Raw genomic sequence first — 21,218 nt, 5'->3', positions numbered from 1 at the left:
AGGCCTCTCAAAGCGCAGTTTAAGAGGCCTTTTTCACGTGAAGATTAGTGTGGTCATCGTGTTAAACGAGTGTTTGCTCAGAGGAACCTACGACAGGAAATCCTCTCTCATAGGACTGAACATATCGATTAGAATGCCGCCGGTTTCAGTTGTTGTACCGTGTTCAACATTGGGAGGAATAATGCAACTATCACCTGCTTTCAACACCTTCAATTTACCGTTAATCGCAAAGTTAAACTCCCCTTCTTCACAATAGGTTATTTGCGTATGACGATGGCTATGAACATAGCCCTCGGCGCCTTTTTCGAACCACACTTTAACAGCCATAGCGTCTTCGTTATACGCCAAGATTTGCCTCTTAATACCATTACCCATATCTTCAATAACGCCAACTTTTTCTGACATAGCGCTTTCTCTCCTTTCTACAATCTGATATTCCCAAAAACAAACCGAACACAATCAACAAAATACAATCATAATTTATCACGACAAGTCAGATAAGGCTATCAGACAAAAAACTGTTTATTGAGACTAGCCACCGAGAACTTTTGCGGGCAAATCACACGTACTTACGTGCTTATTAATGATGCCAAAAGATGCTATAGTATCAAAACATTTCAATATAAATCAGGAGCGAACATGAATATAGCTTTGATGATGGAAAACAGCCAAGCGGCAAAGAACCCCATAATACTAAAAGAGTTAGAATCAGTGTCTGATTCACTTGGTCACAATGTGTATAACGTTGGGATGAACAGTGAGGACGATCATCACCTTACCTATGTGCATTTAGGCATTATGGCCGGCGTACTGATAAACGCGGGGGCTGTTGACTTTGTGTTTGCAGGCTGTGGTACAGGGCAAGGCGCTCTAATGGCATTAAATGCGCAGCCAGGTGTCTTTTGTGGTTATTGCATCGACCCTTCTGATGCTTTCCTATTCAACCAGGTTAACAATGGCAATGCTCTGGCACTGCCGTTTGCAAAAGGGTTTGGCTGGGGCGCCGAGTTGAATGCACGCTATATATTTGAGAAAGCGCTAACAGGCGAAAGGGGAGCGGGATATCCAGTAGAACGACGGGAACCCCAGGTGAAGAACGCAGGTATTCTTGCAGATCTAAAAGCCGCTCTAGCCTGTGAGAATTACGTTGACACCCTGAAAAAAATGGATCCAGCACTGGTTAAAGTCGCGGTTTCGGGCGAACGTTTTCGGCAGTGTTTAGTTGAAAATAGCAAGGACGAAGAGATAAAGTCCTACGTCTTGTCACTATAGCCACGAAACGCAAAGGGCCTCTAAACGGCTTTAAGCCTGCGGCATAATACACCCTTCGCCACAAACCCGACAAATACGCGAACATGTAAGAACAAAAAAGGCGCTGAGTCTAAACTCAACGCCTTTCTTTTGGCTTCTTTTCTGTCCTACATCAATGTCTGTATTTGTGTCTACTTTAATGCATACAACCAACGTAAATCATTGATTTACAAGGACTAGACGAGAGCAGCTTTGATTACATCATGCCGCCCATGCCGCCCATTCCGCCCATGCCACCCATATCAGGTGCGGCAGGTGCGTCATCCTTTGGCAGTTCAGCTACCATCGCTTCTGTGGTGATCATCAGCGAGGCGATAGACGCTGCGAATTGCAACGCTGAACGGGTTACTTTAGTTGGGTCAAGAATACCCATTTCCAGCATGTCACCGTAGGTGTCATTGCCAGCGTTGTAACCGTAGTTGCCAGAACCGTTCTTAATTTCGTTAACAACAACAGACGCTTCTGCACCTGAGTTGATAGAGATTTGGCGCAAAGGCGCTTCCATCGCACGTAAAGCCAGTTTGATACCGTGAGTTTGGTCTTCGTTGTCGCCAGTCAGATCAGCAAGTTTCGCAGCTGCGCGAACCAGAGCAACACCACCACCAGGTACCACACCTTCTTCTACCGCAGCACGGGTAGCGTGGAGGGCGTCTTCTACGCGGTCTTTCTTCTCTTTCATTTCAACTTCAGTAGCAGCACCAACCTTGATTACTGCAACACCGCCGGACAGCTTAGCCAGACGTTCCTGAAGTTTTTCTTTGTCGTAATCTGAAGTAGATTCTTCGATTTGACCTTTGATTTGCGCACAACGGCCTTCGATAGCTGCTTCTTCACCGTTACCGTCAACAACAGTGGTGTTGTCCTTATTGATAACAACGCGCTTAGCAGTACCCAAATCTTCCAGCTGTACTTTCTCAAGGTCCAGCCCAATCTCTTCAGAGATAACGGTACCGCCTGTCAGAACAGCGATGTCTTGTAACATTGCTTTACGACGGTCACCGAAACCAGGTGCTTTAACAGCAGCCACTTTCACAATACCGCGCATGTTGTTCACAACCAAGGTAGCCAGCGCTTCGCCTTCAACATCTTCAGCAATGATCATCAGTGGCTTACCGGCTTTTGCAACGCCTTCCAAAGTAGGCAGCAATTCGCGGATGTTAGAGATCTTTTTGTCAACTAACAGGATGTACGGGCTGTCTAATTCTACAGTGCCGTTTTCCTGATTGTTAATGAAGTAAGGAGACAGGTAACCACGGTCGAACTGCATACCCTCAACCACGTCCAGCTCGTTTTGCAGAGCCTGACCTTCTTCTACAGTGATAACGCCTTCTTTACCTACTTTTTCCATTGCTTTGGCAATGATGTCACCCACTTCTGCATCAGTATTCGCAGAAATAGTACCTACCTGGGCAATAGATTTGCTGTCAGCACAGTCAGTAGACAGCGCTTTCAGTTCTTCAACAGCAGCGATAACGGCTTTGTCGATACCGCGCTTCAGATCCATTGGGTTCATACCCGCAGCAACAGACTTCAAGCCTTCAGTTACGATAGCTTGCGCAAGAACCGTCGCTGTCGTGGTACCGTCACCAGCTTCGTCGTTCGCTTTAGACGCCACTTCTTTCACCATCTGTGCGCCCATGTTTTCGAACTTGTCTTCCAGCTCGATTTCTTTGGCTACAGATACACCATCTTTGGTAATGGTAGGTGCACCGAATGACTTATCCAGTACTACGTTACGGCCTTTAGGACCCAATGTTACTTTTACTGCGTTTGCAAGAACGTTAACGCCTTTGAGCATTTTTGTGCGGGCGTCATCACCAAAACGTACTTCTTTAGCTGCCATAATGTAAATTCCTCTAAATTCAGTTAAACGATCGATTACTCAACGATTGCCAGAATGTCGCTTTCACTCAGGATAAGCACTTCTTCACCATCCAGCTTTTCGGTTTTTACGCCGTAACCGTCGTTGAAAATAACGGTATCGCCTACTTTAACGTCCAGAGCTTTAACGTCGCCGTTGTCCAAGATACGGCCATTGCCAACAGCGATAACTTCGCCGCGAGTAGATTTTTCTGCTGCAGAACCGGTAAGCACAATACCACCCGCTGATTTGGTTTCTTGTTCAGCGCGCTTAAGGATTACGCGGTCGTGTAAAGGACGAATTGCCATTTTCAAGTCTCCTGAAAATCCAACTATCAAGTGTTAGTTATATAGGACGCACGGTCTTATGTACGCCATTTACTGTTAATAGAAGCCGGGTTAACGACTTCAAATCGTGTTCTGCGAGGATAAATGGGGGAGTCCCCCTGTAACTTCAAGGGGATTAAGTGAAAAAAATGCAAATTTTTTTATTTTTGCCAGAGTGGTATCGTAAATAATTGACGTCAAAATAATTTTTTTGGGCGAGAAAGGATTCCTCAGTCCCGCTCATTCAATTGGCGGCTTTCACCGTCAGACGATTTGTCTGTGTATTGACCTTCAAACACATCGCCCCGGGCGTGTTTGGGTTCTCGCCCACCATCAAAGGGACTGTGTTGACCAAAGCCCTGCTGATGGAAAGTTGCCGTGGTTACAGCACGCATTTTCATGTGTTTGGTTACAAATGCTGCAATGCCATGGCGTGTTCCGGGCATCACAAGCAAAATGCCAAAAATATCGGTAACAAAGCCAGGCGTCACCATTAATACCCCGGCAACTGCAAGCATGAGTCCATCAATCAACTCTTTACCAGGCATCTCTCCACGCTGCATTTTTGCTTGCGCCGTTTGTAAGGTGCTGACGCCTTCCCTACGCACGAAGTAGGCACCGATAAAAGCGGTGAGCAACACAATACCGATAGTATTCCATCCGCCAATTATGCCACCTACTTTTACCAACAGGGCAATTTCAATAATGGGCATAATGGCGAACAGTAGAAATAAGATACGCAAAACAAACCTCGTCTGTCTGATTGGTTATAATAGCTACGCTGCTACAGGTGTATTCGACCATGTCGCTATCGTTATTAATGGGGCAATTTCCTTTGATTACAACAAATGTCCTTGAGTACACAGGTCAGGACACCGGCTTTTCACGACGGAGTGTTCGTGATTAGCGGTGAAATCTGAAAGAATAGATCCAATAGCGCGGTCTGTTTTTCTCGGTGATGCTGTGATTCCCCTAACGCGGTACAACATCGCTTTAAACTTGCTATTATTCACGAGGCAGAACCGTTAGCGTTTCCGTTACCCGAGGCATTATTTACATGACGAACTTCTCCACCCTGGTGGCCACTTTTTTATTATTGCTGTTTACCGTGTCATCAGCGGCGCAAATACCCAACGTGAACACCGCGCCGGTCTTTGAACAGGAGGAACCCGAGTTTCTTCCTGTTGATGAAGCGTTTTCATTCGATTTTCAGCAAAACAACGACGAACTAGTTATCATCTTTGATATTGCTGAAGCCTACTACTTGTATAAGCATCAATTCAAACTCGTGGCCAAAAACGTCACTTTAGGAGAGCCGGATTTTCCATCTGCGCTGAAAAAAGAGGATGAGTTTTTCGGTTTAACCGACGTGTATTACGATCAGGTATCGTTTACCGTACCAGTGCTCAATGCGGAAGAAGACGGCGCCGTAAAAGTGCGTTTTCAAGGGTGTGCGGATGCCGGTTTGTGTTACCCGCCTACGGTAAAGGTCATCTATCTTTCCGCTGTAGGCAAAACTACAGACACCGAGAATGCTATTGTCGCAAACTCAGAAAGCGCTGAAGACAAAGCGGTTCAGTCTGAGCAATTTAACCTGGCGGCCAGATTAGCCGACAAAGACAACCTATATATTACGCTGTTGCTCTTTCTTGCATTGGGTATAGGCCTGGCGTTCACCCCTTGTGTCTTTCCCATGTACCCTATTCTGTCTGGCATTGTACTGGGTCAGGGCAAGGGCGTCAGCTTGTCACGGGCATTCTCGTTGAGTTTTGTGTATGTGCAGGGAATGGCCATCACCTATTCATTGCTCGGGTTGGTTGTCGCGTCAGCAGGCGTGCAGTTTCAGGCTGCGCTGCAACACCCGGTTATTCTGATTATTTTCACTGTATTGTTTGTCGCCCTGGCCCTAGCCATGTTTGGCGCTTATGAAATCCAGTTGCCTTCCTCCTGGCAAAGCAAACTTAACGATGTGAGCAACCACCAAAAACGGGGCAAAATGATAGGCGTATTCGTCATGGGCGTCTTGTCGGGATTGGTTGCCTCGCCATGTACCACCGCACCGCTCACCGGAATCCTGCTGTTTATCGCGCAAACCGGCGACATGACACTGGGCTTTATTTCCCTGTATGTGCTAAGTATTGGCATGGGCATTCCACTTATCCTATTTGGTATGACCGGCGGTAAACTGTTACCTAAAGCTGGCAACTGGATGAATGTGGTGAAAGTGAGTTTCGGCTTTATGATGCTGGCAGTGGCGATTATTTTTGTCGAACGTATGTGGCGTGCCGATTACACCGATTTGATGTGGGCAGCACTAGGTTTGGCTACATTCTCCTACTACAGCGTGATGAACCAGCCCACGGCTGCAAGCTTCTTCAAAGGTGTGCGCACATTTATCATCACCCTGGGGCTTTTCGCTAGTGCCATGGTGGGTTATGTTACGCTGTTTGATTCACCCGTAACTGCGCAACACAGCGCCACAGCAAGGGCCCATCCTGATTTTCTGGTGGTAAAAGATTTAGCCGATTTAAAAGCCAAGCTGACAGCGGCCAATGCCAAAGGGAAAACCGTGATGGTTGATCTCTACGCAGACTGGTGTGTGGCGTGTAAAGAGTTTGAAAAATACACCTTCCCTGATCCTAAGGTGATTGACGCGCTGTCTGACACTGTATGGATGCAAATAGATTTAACCGACAACACCCCAACAAATATGGTTTTTCAGGAAGAGTTTGACGTTCTTGGCCTACCAACAATTTTGTTTTTCAACACCTCAGGTGAGGAAATTAGCTCCGCAAGAGTGACCGGATTTATGAAAGCCGAACCCTTTGCTACACATGTTACCCAAGCCCTGAAAAACTAGTATCTCTTACGACATTGTTCGCTGCACGTCCTTTGGGACGTGCACAGTGACAAGAACTAACGTCGCACGATGCGACTTTTACAAATTCTGCTCAAAAACTTGCTGGCATTTCCCCTGATTAGACCAGTATTTTGCTGCGAAAACTCCACAATTATCTATAATCCCATTACAAATTGGTGAAACAGCGCAATTTACCGTTGAATTTTCGTGCAACCAGACGTATTTTTTGTTGAAATGCTGAATAAGCATTCATTTTAAGAAAGATAGCAGCAAGTTTATGGAAATTTTATTATTGAATGGCCCTAACCTAAATATGTTAGGCAAGCGTGAACCAGAAACTTATGGTTACCAAACGCTACAGGACATCGTCGACAATCTGGTCACTAAAGCCGGAGAGGCGGGCGCGACGCTGAGTCATTTTCAATCAAATGCCGAACACGAACTCATCAACCGTATTCACGATGCAATGGGTAATGCCGACGCTATTATTATCAACCCTGGTGCGTTGACGCATACCAGTGTTGCGCTGCGCGATGCACTGCTAAGCGTGAGCATTCCTTTTATTGAAGTGCATTTATCCAATGTGCATGCGCGAGAGCCGTTTCGCCATCACTCTTACCTTTCTGACGTTGCTGCAGGTGTCATCCTTGGTTTAGGCGCCATAGGATATGAACTGGCGCTAACAGCAGCGCTTAATTTCAAAAGCTGAATTAAAACGAGAAACGACAATGGATATTAGAAAAATTAAAAAACTCATCGAATTAGTGGAAGAATCCGGTATTGCCGAACTGGAAATCACTGAAGGAGAGGAGTCTGTACGTATTCACCGCGGTCCTTCTGGTGCCGCCGCTGCCCCTATGCACTACAACCTCGCCGCGCCGGCGCCAGCTCCTGCACCAGTAGCAGCCCCCGCGCCAGTGGCAGAGGCTGAAGTAGACGACACGCCTACCGGACACCAGGTTAAGTCACCTATGGTTGGCACCTTCTACCGTGCATCGTCACCTACTGCCAAGTCTTTTGTTGAAGTAGGTCAGTCAGTAAACGTTGGCGATACACTGTGTATCGTTGAAGCCATGAAAATGATGAACCAGATCGAAGCAGACAAAGCCGGTGTGGTAAAAGCCATTCTGGTTGAGAATCAGGAGCCGGTAGAATTCGACCAGCCACTGTTCATCATCGAATAATTGGGCGGTAGCTATGTTAGATAAAGTACTTATTGCTAACCGTGGTGAAATCGCATTGCGCATTTTGCGTGCCTGTAAAGAGTTAGGCATCAAAACCGTTGCAGTGCATTCCACCGCGGACAGAAATCTAAAGCACGTGTTGCTGGCAGATGAATCCATCTGTATTGGCGGCGCCTCTGCTACGGAAAGTTACCTAAATATTCCGCGCATTATTGCGGCAGCGGAAGTCACCAACTCTATTGCTATTCACCCTGGTTACGGCTTCCTTGCAGAAAACGCAGATTTTGCTGAAGCGGTGGAAAAAAGCGGCTTTGTTTTCGTAGGCCCACGGGCAGAAACTATCAACTTAATGGGTGACAAGGTGTCTGCCATTAACGCAATGAAGAAAGCCGGCGTCCCATGCGTACCCGGTTCTGATGGCCCACTTACCGACGACGAAGAACGCAACAAGTCCATTGCAAAGCGCATTGGTTACCCGATTATCGTGAAAGCAGCCGGTGGCGGTGGTGGACGAGGTATGCGTGTTGTGCGCAGTGAGAAAGAACTCATTAACGCAATAGCAACCACCCAGGCAGAAGCTGGAGCGGCATTTGGTAACCCGGTAGTTTACATGGAAAAATTCCTTGAAAACCCTCGTCACGTGGAAATTCAAGTGTTGTCAGACGGTCAGGGTAACGCCATTCATTTAGGTGAACGTGATTGCTCAATGCAACGCCGTCACCAAAAAGTGGTAGAAGAAGCGCCTGCGCCTGGAATTTCTGAGCAAATGCGCAACAAAATTGGTGAGCGCTGTTGTCGCGCCTGTGTTGAAATTGGTTACCGCGGTGCGGGCACATTCGAATTTCTTTACGAAAACGGCGAATTCTATTTCATAGAAATGAATACCCGTATTCAGGTTGAGCACCCTGTTTCAGAAATGATCACGGGTGTCGATCTCATCAAAGAACAATTGCGCATTGCCGGCGGTCAGCCATTGTCAGTAGATCAATCCCAGGTTCAGATCCGCGGCCACGCCATCGAATGCCGTATTAATGCAGAAGACCCAGATACCTTTATACCCAGTCCGGGACTCATCAACATGTTCCACTCGCCAGGTGGTTTAGGTGTGCGTTGGGAATCTCATATTTATGCGGGTTATACGGTTCCACCGTACTATGACTCTATGATTGGTAAGCTCATCACTTACGGCGAAAGTCGTGATGAGGCCATCGCCCGTATGCGACATGCGCTCGAAGAAATTGTGGTGGAAGGTATTAAAACTAATATTCCTCTGCAACGCCGTATTATGGCCGACGAGAATTTCTTTGCTGGTGGAACGAACATCCACTACCTAGAAAAGAAACTCGGCATGGCGTAGTACACCCAAGGATTGAAAACACCTGCTCGCGGGTGTTTTTCCTTCTGTTTTGTCTCGAATATTGGTCAGTGGTCGTTATTTACTGCACAACGACTGTATTTTTCCGATATACAGAATTTAAATAACCCGTACATATCTGCGCCATGTTCCGACTATTGATCACCACCGCTTCAGTGTTGTTTTTCTCTGCCTGTTCAAATCAGGACTGGCGCACCGCCTCCCGTGAACCCGCTGGTATTGCTTTTGACCCTTCGGAGTTTTCAGCGCCGGTTATTGAAGTGTATGCCGCGGACGCTTTTAGCTGGCGGGGATGGTTTGCCGTACACACCTGGATAGCCCTCAAGGAAGAAAACGAAACCTTGTATACCGTATATGAAGTTGTAGGATGGCGGGTTAATCAGGGCTTGCCGGCGTTAAAATCATACACCACCGCCACACCGGATAGATATTGGTATGGTGCTAAACCAGAAAAAGTGCTCTCTGTTACCGGAGAAAAGGCAAAATCACTTATCCCTAAAGTAAAAAATGCTATTTCGAATTACCCCTGGGCCAATGAATACACCTTGTTCCCCGGTCCTAACAGCAATACTTTTCCGGCGTGGGTAGGAGTACAAGTGCCTGAGTTGGAACTAAAAATGCCATTTAGCGCTATTGGCGCCGGCTTTGCCGATTAACCTTCCCTGTCAATTGTTCTAAAAAACCGATTTCAGTAATCACTTTTAACTGTTTTCCCGACCAAATGGTCAGGACTATACTTACCTCAGTTTCAAAGTGCCACTGCGGTGGCATTCGCATCTCTCCCGATGCAGTTAAATCCTCAAAGCTGTTTCCCTACGGCTTGTATTTCCTTCATGGAGTCCTCCTCCATTACGTTCCTTTGCCAGCCTTAGGCTGGCTTTTTTTTAACTAAAATTGTTCAATTCTCCCACACCTCGCGTATATTGCTCATATAAAGCACTCGATGTTCACCAATGAATCTATCACATCCCGTTTTCCTTGTTGTCTGTGCGCTTTTTTACGCCCAATCGGCTATGGCTGCGCAGTGGCGTTTCGCCCACAAGCTCGATATTCAAACGCGATACGACGCCCGTACTGACAAGGAACACCGTATCCAGTACAGACTTCGCTACTACCCACAGATTGCGTTAAACGAAAATTGGAGTATGCATAGCTTTGTGGTGACAGGCGACGACTTCAGTTCAAGCCATAACACCGTGCACAGCGGCCAGAATCAATACCTGTACCCACGCAGATTATTCATGCGATACACCACTCGATGGGGAAAAACCGAACTCGGAGTAATACCTACCTATAAAGGCAGGGTCTCATCTACTGGCCTATCTAAGGACGGCTGGATAGAAGGGCTTAGACAGGTTGTAAGTGTAAACAAAAACCACGCCTTTGAGATGGTAGTAGGTAAACTGGATAATCAAAGCCCCAACCGCGCGCTGCAACTGGCAAGCAGTGTTGATTATATTGAATTGGAATATTCCGCAACTATCAGTCGCAATGCGAGCTACGAGATCAGTATAGAACGAATGACCGGCGGCAACTTTATTCGCAGTGAATACCGCTACGCATGGCGCCCTGACGGTGAGATTTTTTTCGAGTGGATCCAAAGGCTGGATGAAGCCCGTAGTAAAGCAGTGGTGGGCATAAGCGGGGAAAGCGTTTTGTGGGGAAAAGAGGTTTGTTATCACGCCTATTATTCCCATGTTGATGAGGAACTTGGCCTACGCGCCGAACTTACCGAAGATTTTTTGGGTTACGGGCATGGTATTTCTGCAGAAGCGAGCAGCGCGTTACTCTTAGGGGAAAATAGTGAATGGTTCGTGCGTATTGACGCTGTGAATGGCGTGGGGAGACTTTTAGCTGGCATTAAGTACTCACTTTAAAAAAGACCCGCCAGTGCAGCGGGTCAAACAGCAAGAACGCGTACACTTCTACAGTGCCAACTCTTTACGTATTTTTACTTTGTAACGTTCACAAGTAACCATTAAGTGTTTGTAATAGAGTCTTTTACCTGGAAACGCTCCACGGCTTTTGCGCTGAGTTTATCGCTTACATATACTGCCTTTCGAGCATTGGTCTTGTGTCTATTCGTTGGTAATATTGGTGGAAATTATGCAATAGTGATGTATGTGTCTGCCAGTTAGAACAATCTATGTACTACACCTTAAAGGGGGGTAAAATCAGCCATTATGCCTAAGCAACTAAAAAGCCAACAAATGGCTCAGCTTTCGCGATTAAATTTCGATGTACTTTTGGCCCTTCGCATTTTATTTTCCGGTGGAGTGAGCGACGCTGCTTTCAAAGAAGATATTACCTTATTAGCCCGCAACCCTGAGCAATATCTTACCCAAGTCAAAGCCAGTTGGGTGGCGTTTATTTACGAATCCCTCGCTATGTATGTACAAAAAAATCGTGACCAAGGGGAAATGATGATCGAACAACTCCTTGTCAGTGTGCAGCAAGTCCGTTCTGCCAGCATTGCTTATCAGCGCCACGCCGATATTTTACAACACGTCGCTACCAACACGTACGACAGTAAATCCAATAACATCGAATGGCGTAGAGCCCTGTTATCAGTATTGCTTTCTTTTGCCACGCTTAAACCTGAACCTTAAGCCTCTGGGGCTGGCTCTGCTGGGCCAGCAATAACAATTGTGCCGCCGCTTTAGCATCTGAGAGCGCGCGGTGATGTTGTTGCATATCGATATTGAAATGTGCGGTTAACGCTGCAAGTGAATAGGATGGTAAGCCCGGGTGCGCTTTACGTGATTCCCTCACTGTGCAGAGCTTTGGACGCTTAAAAGTTTGCTCAAGTCTGGCAAACTCCTGCTTAATGAAACCATAGTCAAAGTTCACATTGTGCGCAACGAAAATGGCCCCTTCAGTAAAACATTCAATTTCCTGAGCCAGGTCGGCAAAAGTGGGGGCATTGGCAACCATGTCGTTGGTAATTCCGGTTAAGCGTGTGATAGCCGAAGGAATATGGCGACCTGGGTTAACCAGCGATTGCCACTCGTCAACCACCTCGCCTCTCACTAATTTCACCATTCCCACTTCTGTTATGCGGTGAAACTGACTGTTACCCCCAGTGGTTTCAATGTCAACCACAACATAAGGTTGGTCAGGGTCCCGGCACCACGCCACCTGGGTTATCTGCACATCAAACCCACACTGCTGCATTTTCTGGATGGTTACCAGCTGATTTCTCCGCAGTTGATCGCCGGGCGCTTTCACTTCCTCGAAACGCAGCTTTCCATTTTCACATACCATAATATCGGGAAACCCGTCACGACAGTGGGAAAAGTCCTGGGCCATCACGCGCAGCAATGCTACAACGCAATCAAAATCAGCATACGCTAGAAGCGCTTTTATCGGCTCGAGTAATCCCGCTCCCCACAGGAACAAACTGTTTCCCTCCCCGTAATGCGCAGCCGCTACGGCGGTAACGTGTTTCATCAACTGCTCACTGTCAATGCACGTCGTGAGAATGAGCTCTATTTCGTCCTTAAACACATCGTAAAACGTATTGTTTTTTAACGTTTTGGGCCGGCTGTCAAACTCGGTAACGGGGGTATCCTTTTCAAACAGAGGCGTCCAGAAGGTAAGGGCAAACAAACTTCGCCACAACCGGTTCTCTGTTCGCCATGATGATATGCCCTGGCGCTTGTACCACGCCATAACACCCTGCTCAACAGACTGGTTGTACCTTTCATCTAAGCTGAGTGAGCGCGCCGCATTGCGCAACATATCAGTTACTACACTAGTGCGCTTTTTATGGAATTTTCGTTGATAAAAATCTTCTGCAAATGCGAGTAAGCCATCAGAAGATGGGGAGGAAATAATGGCTTCCAGTTCCGCCCTGACCGCTTCTTTTTGCCCGTCTTTATAGGCTTCCCGAACCCACTTCTCTTTGCACAGCTCTCCGGGAGCACGCTGGAGAAAGTGGAGACCTTGTTGCGGTTTTTCCTTGAGTAATACCGCAGCAACCTTTAAACAGTATTTCTGCGCATAATGCTGACTAATTACCGACTCCGCCAGGGGCAAGGGTTCATCCGCTTGATCAATAATTTCATTTACGTCCATAAACGCCAGCCGTTCTTCGCCATAAGCATAGAAAAACGCCGCTTGGGCATCGTCTTTTGAATCGAAACGGGTTTCATCGTCACTGGCATTCCCCCGAGTCCGCATGATTCCCAAATCACGCATGGAGAACTGATTCAGTCGACCTTTGGTATTACCAAAATATAATAAGAGTAAAAAACGGATCACAGGGTCGAAGCGACAGTAGAGGTATTGCTCAATTTGCAGTTCCTCAGGCCAGCCCGATATCGCCACCTGCCGAAACAGCAAGTTTATTAGCGCTGCTTTTTTCTCGTTGTTTGAAAAACCGGTACAACCACATATGTTCAAACAATGCACAATATCGGCTTTTGTTAGCATGCCTGCCAGGTCCCAGCGGGCAGCTTCTGCAATATCGCCAAACCAACCATCGGCTATCAGCGAGTCTATTTGATCCTGGGGCTGAGGAATTTCGTCGTAATTAAAATGAGTACGGTTGATCAGGCCATATTTTCTTGTCGCAGCTCTGGCAATAATACATTGCTCAGGCTCGGTTAACTCGTAAAAATCGCCTATAAATTCCCTGCTTTGAATATCTAGTAAACGGCCATTTGCCCCGCGAAAAAAAGCGAGAAATTCGCGAAAATGATCGAGGTAATATTTTGCTGGAAGCGCTTTTCTCATAGATATAGCCGACACACTGTACACAATAACAGTGTATATTTATACACGACAATTAATCAAGTAATACGGCAGTTCAGCTGCACATTTGTAAACTGACTCGCCATGGCGCGAAATCAATCCGCTCGATCTATAATCACGTAATCACTTATTCTTATTTCAGCGTGGGAGTTCTCATGAGTTTAACAACACCAATGGTATTTCACTGCCCTTACTGCATGGAACCGAATGAAGTGGGTATTGACGAAACTAACGATATCGATGTGATGCAAGTTCTGGACTGTCAAATATGTTGCCAGCCCATAGAAATGACGGTGCTTGAAGAAGGAGATACACTTTCTGTGCACGTGGAGCGCGAGAATGATTGATAGCAGCAATGACTTCGCTTTTTTTACTCACGATGATCTGCTGAAAATGGATAAGTTGCAGCGGTCAAATTTTGTCAATTGCCTATCGGGCTACAAAAGTGCAAACCTGGTGGGCACTACCGACGGCAGAATAGAAAATCTCGCCGTGATTAGCTCTGTAGTTCACATAGGCGCAAATCCTCCTTTTCTCGGTATGGTCTTACGACCTCATACCGTACCGCGACATACCTTGGAAAATATTAAGCAGACAGGGCAATACACAATAAACGCCATTGACGCATCCTGGTATGAAAAAGCCCACCAGACTGCCGCACGCTACCCCAAAGAAGTCAGCGAATTTGATGCTGTGGCACTTACACCTTGGTATTCACAGGGTCTCATTGCTCCTTATGTCTGCGAGAGCAAAATAAAAATTGGCCTGCAAGTTGCGGAAATTACCCCTATTCACTGCAACAATACGCAACTGGTAGTAGGTAAGATTGACGAAGTATATGTAGACGCTCATGCTATCGCAGAAGATGGCATGCTTGACTTACCAGTAATGGATATTGCGTGTATCAGCGGCTTGGATACCTATCACCGGCCACAAATGCTGGCCAGACTCAGCTACGCAAAACCCGATACTCCCACCAAACGCCTATCTGCCAATAGTTAAGAAAAGTTAACCTGTATCAATAATCTGGTGGATTGATTTGGCAAAACTGCGGATATGTCGTATAACCTTTAGTTAGCATAAACCTGTCTCGTTGAGGCAGGTTTTGTCGTTTTAAGACCGGGTAAAAATAAATCATTCTCGTTTACGCTTAGGAGTAAAGTATGAAGGGTGTGAAAAGAAGAGACTTTTTGAAGCTGTCAGGCACCACACTGATTGGCCTCACTATGGGCAGTGCCGCACTGCGAGCCCATGCAAAGGAAATCCTTACGACAGAAAATCAGGCAGCACAGGCGTTAAAGTACACGCCATCATCTACAGTGGAAGGAGCTAACTGCGCAAATTGCATGTATGTACAAGGAAAAGAAGGCGATGAACATCGTCCATGCATGTTATTCCCTAATCACCTCGTAAACGCAAAAGGCTGGTGTTCCGGCTGGGTAAAACGCCCGAACTAACCGCAGGCCCCAAAGTAATGTGAGCGTTTTTCGATACCACTTCTTACGTGTATCAGCATGTGAAGAAACCAGTGTGGATTAACGCTCAACTGCGATGTTGAATTGGTCGGCAAGACGCTGATAATCGCCATTGGCTTTTAACGCTTTAAGGCCGCGATTAAACTGTTCACGCAGTGCTTTGTCTGGGATAGCAGCATGGTAGCGATTTGGGGGAAATAACGCGTGAATGTCCACGGCTTTTTGCTGCGCTTTGGGCAACTGAGAAATAAACTGATTGAAAATGTTTATATCCAGAATAATCGCATCCACACTCCCTAGCATAAGCATACTCACCTGGCGTGACTGGTCTGCAATTTCCAAGTAACCCGGGTGTCCACTCATTGCATCGAAAAAACCGATCCCCAATACCTGCGAAGCGGTCTGAAACCCCACCACAGTCATACCATTTAGATCACTGAATCCGTTGATGCTTATGTTTCGGTCTTTTAATGTGGCTACCACGTTTCGGTAACACACGTATTCATCACTCAACCATGCTTTAGGTACATTGTGACCTCGACCCATTGAAAGGGCGATATCGGCTTCCTGACTGTTAATCATTCTCACTGTGCGACCCATGGGAACATAAATCAAATTCACGTCATGGCCGTTGTTGGCAGCTATGGTTTTCAAAAGTTCCACCTCGAACCCTGTGTTTCCTTTGGCTACAATGTATGGCGGCTTGTCCCAACCCGACACCACGTCGAGGTTAGCAGCGAAAACGCTGGTTACGCACGCTAGCCACAACAAGACGATAATTAAAAGACGCATGAAGTTATTCCAGTATGAGTGCATCTTGACTTTAACAGTTATAAGAACAACCGACTACGCGACATTAGACTAATTTTCAACCGTTTCACGGGAGCTACGCGCGGTGTAGAGTCACAGCACTAACACTGATAAACTACGCGGTTTAAAGCCTGCCGAGAAGCATTGTCATGCCCTGGATACAACTTAGAATTGATTCTGACCCTGAGTACGCCGAACAAATTGGCAATATGTTGTCAGCCAACGGCGCACAGGCCGTAACCTTCGTCGATGCCAAAGACACACCAATGTACGAACCAAAGCCAGGTGAAACCCTACTGTGGCCCGATACCCAAGTTGTGGGACTGTTCGATGCTGCTGACGATATGGCCGCGGTGATAAGCCGGCTGGAAAAATCAAAAATTCTTGGCAAGGATTTCGCGCACAAACTCGATCAACTGGAAGACAAAGACTGGGAGCGGGAGTGGATGGATAACTTCCACCCCATGCAGTTCGGCGAGCGCTTGTGGATTTGTCCGAGTTGGCGAGAAGTTCCCGACCCCACAGCGGTTAATGTCATGCTCGACCCAGGTTTGGCTTTTGGCACAGGTACACACCCCACGACTGCCCTGTGTTTGCGCTGGCTTGATGCATTGGATCTGAAAGACAAAGTGGTGGTGGATTTTGGCTGTGGTTCCGGCATTCTCGCGCTAGCCGCTCTAAAACTGGGGGCCAGGGAAGTAATCGGTATTGATATTGATCCTCAGGCGCTACAGGCAACCATGGAGAATGCCCGGCGAAATGAGGTTGAATCCCGTTTGTCGGTTTATCTTCCCGCCGATCAACCGACTTTGGAAGCTGACGTCGTTATGGCCAATATTCTGAGCGGACCGCTTATTGCGCTTCAAAAAGTCATTACCGCATTTTGCAAGCCAGGTGGAAAGCTTGTTTTATCCGGAATTTTAGAAGAACAAGTTGAAAATATTGAACGGGCATACCGGGCTGACTTCGCGTTGGATCCCAGTGCAGTTGACGCTGAATGGGCACGTGTAAGTGGTACCAGAAAACACTGAAAATATTCACAAAACTGTCAGCTTATTGTCAAAATATCGTCACGTATCAGGACCGATTTTCGACCTGGAACTCAGTAAACGGCGCAAAACTTACCGGAACTGTCAAGACCACAAAGACAAATTTTGTGTGATTTTTAGCCTTTTCAAGGCTGGATAAAACACGTAAACTTAGCGCCCCGTTTTGGCCCGGTGTATAAATTCTGCGCAATAGTTGACGGTTAAGCATGCGAATAGGACCTCACACTCTTCAGAACAATTTAATGCTGGCTCCAATGGCCGGTGTTACCGATCGTCCCTTCAGACAACTTTGTCGGAAAATGGGGGCGGGTCTGGTGGTTTCTGAAATGTTGTCGAGTAATCCGAGAGTATGGAAAACGGCAAAGTCCATGCATCGCATGGATCATTCTGGCGAAAAGGGTATTCGTTCGGTACAGATTGCAGGTGCAGATCCTGAACTAATGGCCCAGGCAGCTCGATTTAATGTTGAGAACGGTGCGCAAATCATCGACATCAACATGGGTTGTCCAGCTAAGAAGGTCAATAAAAAGTTAGCTGGTTCGGCGTTATTGCAATACCCGGAGCTTGTGGAAAGCATCGTGCAAGCTGTGGTTAACGCTGTAGACGTACCAGTCACTCTGAAAATCAGGACAGGGTGGAACACGGAAAATCGCAATGGAACGGACATAGCCCGCATTGCGGAACAAAACGGCATACAATCTTTGGCAGTTCACGGCAGAACGCGGGCATGTATGTACAGGGGTAACGCAGAATACGACACCATAAAAGCCATTAAACAGGCGGTGTCGATTCCGGTAATTGCCAACGGCGATATTACCTCCCCGGAAAAAGCACGTGATGTACTTGAGTATACTGGTGCTGATGGTGTGATGGTTGGACGCGGTGCTCAGGGAAATCCCTGGATTTTTAAACAAATCCAACATTTCCTGGAAACGAGTGAGAACCTGCCTCCACCTTCGTTGTCAGAACAGCACAGGGTAATGCACGAGCACGTAGTTAATGTGCACAACTTTTACGGCGGCATTATGGGCGTGAGAATCGCACGTAAGCACGTTGGGTGGTATCTCGCGGAACACGACAGGGAAAATCAATTTCGCAGAACGTTCAATGGTCTTGAGCAGGCCGATGCCCAGCTTGACGCCCTTGATAACTATTTTCAATCGCTGCACGACAGAAACGAGCGACAGGTTTCTCCGGCAGCATAGTGATGACTAACTAGTAGAGCAAGACAGTATTATGTTCGATCAAAATGTGACTTCACCATTTACTACAACAGTAACGACACCTTCACAAACACAGGCACAAAAGCCTCTGCGTGATTCAGTAAAGCAGGCGGTAAACAAGTACCTGAAGCAACTGGACAACGCCAACATCGATAACTTGTATGAACTTGTTCTGGCAGAAGTTGAAGCCCCGTTACTTGAAGAGGTAATGACGTATACCCGTGGCAACCAAACACGCGCCGCCATCATGATGGGTATCAACCGCGGCACCCTGCGCAAAAAGCTGAAACAGTACGGCATGAACTAAGATTACGGGCTTGGCCCGCTTTAAAGAGCACCTACTGGTGCTCTTTTTGTTTCACTCGTCAACTTACGCAAAGAGCTCAACACCACTATGCAAACACCTAAACCTATTCAGCGCGCTTTGTTAAGCGTTTCCGATAAAACCGGTATTGTTGATTTTGCCCAGGCCCTTCACAATCAGGGCGTTGAATTGCTGTCAACAGGCGGAACGGCCAAATTACTGGCACAAGCCGGTTTGCCGGTAAAAGAGGTTTCTGAACATACCGGGCACCCTGAAATTATGGATGGCCGTGTAAAAACACTTCACCCTAAAATACACGGCGGTATCCTCGGGCGTCGAGGCCAGGACGAAGGCGTCATGGCTGACAATGACATTGCCCCCATCGACTTAGTCGTTGTTAACCTTTATCCGTTTGCAGCTACCGTGGCCAACGATGATTGTTCTTTGGAAGACGCCATTGAGAATATCGATATTGGCGGCCCTACTATGGTGCGAGCTGCGGCAAAGAATCACAATGATGTCACCATCGTTGTAAACGCCTCTGACTACAGTCGTGTACTTTCAGAAATGGAGGGCAACGACGGCTCATTGTCTTACAAAACCCGTTTTGATTTAGCCATTAAAGCATTCGAGCATACGGCTGAATACGACGGCATGATTGCCAACTATTTCGGCACCATGATAGATATCGTAGCTTGTGATGAAGGCTGCTGTGAAGAGTCCAGTAGTGAATTCCCACGTACTTTCAACGTGCAAATGACAAAGAAACAGGATTTGCGTTACGGTGAAAACAGTCATCAATCTGCCGCTTTCTACGTAGAAAACAATATACAGGAAGCCTCTGTAGCCACCGCGCAGCAGTTACAGGGCAAAGCGCTGTCTTTCAATAATATTGCAGATACCGATGCAGCGCTTGAATGCGTGAAAGAGTTCGATGTACCCGCCTGCGTGATTGTTAAACACGCAAACCCTTGTGGTGTTGCCTTGGGTTCAGACATTCTGGAAGCCTACGATCGCGCCTTTAAAACCGATCCTACCTCAGCATTCGGCGGCATCATTGCTTTTAACCGCGAGCTAGATGGCAAAACAGCCCAGGCGATTGTCGACCGTCAGTTTGTTGAAGTCATTATTGCCCCTACCGTGAGCGATGAGGCAAAAGCCATCGTTGCGGCAAAGAAAAACGTACGCTTGTTGGCGTGTGGAGATTGGCAGGGTCAGCTTACTGACGGGTTTGACTTTAAACGTGTCAACGGTGGCCTGCTCATTCAGGAAAGAGATTTCGGCATGGTGGACATGGACGACTTGCAAGTTGTAACTAAAGTTCAGCCGACTGATGAGCAATTACGCGACCTGATGTTTTGCTGGAAAGTAGCCAAGTATGTGAAATCCAATGCCATTGTTTACGCAAAAGACAGCATGACTATTGGCGTGGGTGCAGGCCAGATGAGTCGCGTATATTCGGCTAAAATTGCAGGCATTAAAGCCGCCGACGAAAACCTGGAAGTTGCAGGTTCCGTAATGGCGTCCGACGCTTTCTTCCCATTCCGCGACGGCATTGACGCAGCGGCACAAGCGGGGATTAAGGCAGTCATTCAGCCAGGTGGCTCGATGCGTGATGACGAGGTAATTGCCGCGGCCGATGAACACGGCATTGCTATGGTGTTCACCGGCATGAGACACTTCCGCCACTAATCCGAAACGTCATTGACGGTAAAGGTTGTGGTATTCACCACAACCTTTTTGCTTTTTCTTTGTCCTCGGTTACGCTAGAAAAACCCTTTCGTGCGTTACTGGGTATAAGTGTAAAAGTTATGAGCACCGTTACGACAAACAAGGATACTTTAATGAAAACCACAATGCGTGTAATTGCCGCTTCACTATTCGCTGCTTCCACTGCAATCATACCGGCTGTTGCCAGTGCTGATGCCATCCAGGATGCAGTTAAAAATGACCTTCGGTCCGCCGATGCTAAAGCCCGGGACGAATATCGCCACCCGCAGCAAACCCTGCGTTTTTTTGGTGTTAAACCCGAGATGACCGTAGTGGAAATTTGGCCAGGTGGTGGCTGGTATGCAGATATTCTTGCTCCAATGCTAAAGGATCGCGGACACTATATAGCTGCCCATTTTTACATTGATGAAAGCAGCCGCGACTACTACAAAAACGCCTTAGCCCGGTTTAAAGAGAAAGCCATGGACGGAGGACCGTACGCCGGCACTCAGGTTACCGCATTTCACCCGCAAAAAGACATTGCCATTGCAGAAGCAGGTTCGGCTGACGTCGTACTGACTTTCCGCAACGTGCACAATTGGTACATGGGTGGCGAAAAAGCAGCAGTGGTCAGTGCATTTAGCAATTTTTATAAAACCCTTAAACCAGGTGGTGTGTTAGGCGTTGTCGAGCACGAACTACCTGAATCTGCTGCAGATGATAAAATGAAAAGCAGCGGTTATATGAAGAAATCGTTTGTTATCGATGCTGCAGAAGCTGCCGGTTTTAAACTGGTTGCTCAAAGCAGTGTAAATGCCAACCCAATGGACACCGCAGATCACCCTCGTGGTGTCTGGACACTTCCGCCGTCACTTCGTTTAGGCGAAGAGGACCGGGAAAAATATATGGCCATTGGTGAAAGCAACCGGATGACACTGAAGTTTATAAAACCTGAATAATTGAGTAACGGAACGC

Annotated in this window: 22 protein-coding genes; 16 read left to right on the top strand and 6 right to left on the bottom strand. The window is 47.1% G+C overall.

Annotated elements, in window-relative coordinates; translation table 11 throughout:
• Positions 1-87: 87 nt before the first annotated feature.
• Positions 88-405, bottom strand: coding sequence for a cupin domain-containing protein (locus tag KO518_RS01105; RefSeq protein WP_216023962.1), 318 nt, complete (start codon positions 403-405; stop codon positions 88-90).
• 234 nt (positions 406-639) lie between these two features.
• Here KO518_RS01105 and KO518_RS01100 point away from each other — a divergent pair, with 234 nt between their 5' ends.
• Positions 640-1,272, top strand: coding sequence for an RpiB/LacA/LacB family sugar-phosphate isomerase (locus KO518_RS01100; RefSeq protein ID WP_216023961.1), 633 nt, complete (start codon positions 640-642; stop codon positions 1,270-1,272).
• A 235-nt stretch (positions 1,273-1,507) separates the two neighbouring features.
• Here KO518_RS01100 and groL read toward each other — a convergent pair whose 3' ends face one another.
• The 3 genes from groL to KO518_RS01085 form a co-directional block, all read right to left on the bottom strand.
• The gene (gene groL / locus KO518_RS01095; RefSeq protein ID WP_216023960.1) at positions 1,508-3,154 is read right to left on the bottom strand and encodes a chaperonin GroEL; all 1,647 of its coding nucleotides are present in this window, start codon (positions 3,152-3,154) and stop codon (positions 1,508-1,510) included.
• Between the two features lie 35 nt (positions 3,155-3,189).
• A complete protein-coding gene (locus tag KO518_RS01090; RefSeq protein WP_216023959.1) occupies positions 3,190-3,480 on the bottom strand; it encodes a co-chaperone GroES in 291 nt (96 codons plus the stop codon).
• A gap of 248 nt (positions 3,481-3,728) precedes the next feature.
• Entirely contained in the window at positions 3,729-4,241 is a 513-nt protein-coding gene (locus KO518_RS01085; protein WP_216023958.1) for an FxsA family protein, read from the bottom strand.
• 314 nt (positions 4,242-4,555) lie between these two features.
• On the opposite strand from KO518_RS01085, the gene KO518_RS01080 reads away from it, so the two are divergent.
• From KO518_RS01080 to KO518_RS01050, 7 genes are all read left to right on the top strand, one after another.
• Positions 4,556-6,358, top strand: a complete 1,803-nt coding sequence (locus KO518_RS01080) for a protein-disulfide reductase DsbD (protein WP_216023957.1) — start codon at positions 4,556-4,558, stop codon at positions 6,356-6,358.
• Positions 6,359-6,635: 277 nt separating this feature from the next.
• Positions 6,636-7,067 carry a type II 3-dehydroquinate dehydratase gene (gene aroQ, locus KO518_RS01075; protein WP_216023956.1) on the top strand — a complete coding sequence of 144 codons (432 nt, stop codon included), beginning with the start codon at positions 6,636-6,638 and terminating at the stop codon, positions 7,065-7,067.
• Between the two features lie 19 nt (positions 7,068-7,086).
• On the top strand, positions 7,087-7,542 hold the full coding sequence (accB, locus tag KO518_RS01070; RefSeq protein WP_216023955.1) for an acetyl-CoA carboxylase biotin carboxyl carrier protein: 456 nt from the start codon (positions 7,087-7,089) through the stop codon (positions 7,540-7,542).
• A 13-nt stretch (positions 7,543-7,555) separates the two neighbouring features.
• A complete protein-coding gene (accC, locus tag KO518_RS01065; protein ID WP_216023954.1) occupies positions 7,556-8,899 on the top strand; it encodes an acetyl-CoA carboxylase biotin carboxylase subunit in 1,344 nt (447 codons plus the stop codon).
• 143 nt (positions 8,900-9,042) lie between these two features.
• Positions 9,043-9,573 (top strand): DUF3750 domain-containing protein, encoded by a 531-nt coding sequence (locus KO518_RS01060; RefSeq protein WP_216023953.1) that lies wholly within the window; start codon positions 9,043-9,045, stop codon positions 9,571-9,573.
• Between the two features lie 297 nt (positions 9,574-9,870).
• Positions 9,871-10,794, top strand: a complete 924-nt coding sequence (locus tag KO518_RS01055) for a hypothetical protein (RefSeq protein ID WP_216023952.1) — start codon at positions 9,871-9,873, stop codon at positions 10,792-10,794.
• 306 nt (positions 10,795-11,100) lie between these two features.
• The gene (locus KO518_RS01050) at positions 11,101-11,526 is read left to right on the top strand and encodes a hypothetical protein (protein WP_216023951.1); all 426 of its coding nucleotides are present in this window, start codon (positions 11,101-11,103) and stop codon (positions 11,524-11,526) included.
• Here the strand turns inward: KO518_RS01050 and KO518_RS01045 are convergent.
• Positions 11,510-13,654 (bottom strand): exonuclease domain-containing protein, encoded by a 2,145-nt coding sequence (locus tag KO518_RS01045; protein WP_216023950.1) that lies wholly within the window; start codon positions 13,652-13,654, stop codon positions 11,510-11,512. The genes KO518_RS01050 and KO518_RS01045 overlap by 17 nt on opposite strands.
• Before the next feature lie 173 nt (positions 13,655-13,827).
• On the opposite strand from KO518_RS01045, the gene KO518_RS01040 reads away from it, so the two are divergent.
• The 3 genes from KO518_RS01040 to KO518_RS01030 all read left to right on the top strand — a co-directional run bounded on the left by KO518_RS01040 (position 13,828) and on the right by KO518_RS01030 (position 15,129).
• Complete coding sequence (locus tag KO518_RS01040) at positions 13,828-14,019, top strand: CPXCG motif-containing cysteine-rich protein (protein WP_216023949.1); 192 nt, start codon at positions 13,828-13,830, stop codon at positions 14,017-14,019.
• Positions 14,012-14,674 (top strand): flavin reductase family protein, encoded by a 663-nt coding sequence (locus tag KO518_RS01035; protein ID WP_252735716.1) that lies wholly within the window; start codon positions 14,012-14,014, stop codon positions 14,672-14,674. The genes KO518_RS01040 and KO518_RS01035 overlap by 8 nt, the downstream gene beginning before the upstream one ends.
• Before the next feature lie 161 nt (positions 14,675-14,835).
• Complete coding sequence (locus tag KO518_RS01030; protein WP_216023948.1) at positions 14,836-15,129, top strand: high-potential iron-sulfur protein; 294 nt, start codon at positions 14,836-14,838, stop codon at positions 15,127-15,129.
• Positions 15,130-15,207: 78 nt separating this feature from the next.
• On the opposite strand, the gene KO518_RS01025 is transcribed toward KO518_RS01030, so the two are convergent.
• Complete coding sequence (locus tag KO518_RS01025) at positions 15,208-15,939, bottom strand: ABC transporter substrate-binding protein (RefSeq protein ID WP_216023947.1); 732 nt, start codon at positions 15,937-15,939, stop codon at positions 15,208-15,210.
• 167 nt (positions 15,940-16,106) lie between these two features.
• On the opposite strand from KO518_RS01025, the gene prmA reads away from it, so the two are divergent.
• The 5 genes from prmA to KO518_RS01000 all read left to right on the top strand — a co-directional run bounded on the left by prmA (position 16,107) and on the right by KO518_RS01000 (position 21,202).
• Positions 16,107-16,988, top strand: coding sequence for a 50S ribosomal protein L11 methyltransferase (gene prmA, locus KO518_RS01020; protein ID WP_216023946.1), 882 nt, complete (start codon positions 16,107-16,109; stop codon positions 16,986-16,988).
• A gap of 224 nt (positions 16,989-17,212) precedes the next feature.
• Positions 17,213-18,211 (top strand): tRNA dihydrouridine synthase DusB, encoded by a 999-nt coding sequence (dusB, locus tag KO518_RS01015; protein WP_216023945.1) that lies wholly within the window; start codon positions 17,213-17,215, stop codon positions 18,209-18,211.
• Between the two features lie 31 nt (positions 18,212-18,242).
• A complete protein-coding gene (gene fis / locus KO518_RS01010) occupies positions 18,243-18,536 on the top strand; it encodes a DNA-binding transcriptional regulator Fis (RefSeq protein WP_018982332.1) in 294 nt (97 codons plus the stop codon).
• An 87-nt stretch (positions 18,537-18,623) separates the two neighbouring features.
• Entirely contained in the window at positions 18,624-20,225 is a 1,602-nt protein-coding gene (purH, locus tag KO518_RS01005) for a bifunctional phosphoribosylaminoimidazolecarboxamide formyltransferase/IMP cyclohydrolase (protein WP_216023944.1), read from the top strand.
• 152 nt (positions 20,226-20,377) lie between these two features.
• The gene (locus tag KO518_RS01000; protein WP_252735714.1) at positions 20,378-21,202 is read left to right on the top strand and encodes a class I SAM-dependent methyltransferase; all 825 of its coding nucleotides are present in this window, start codon (positions 20,378-20,380) and stop codon (positions 21,200-21,202) included.
• The last annotated feature ends 16 nt before the right edge of the window (positions 21,203-21,218 follow it).

Source organism: Aestuariibacter sp. A3R04 (assembly GCF_018860805.1).
Lineage (GTDB): Bacteria > Pseudomonadota > Gammaproteobacteria > Enterobacterales > Alteromonadaceae > Alteromonas.
This window is presented reverse-complemented; position numbering and strand designations above follow the sequence as displayed.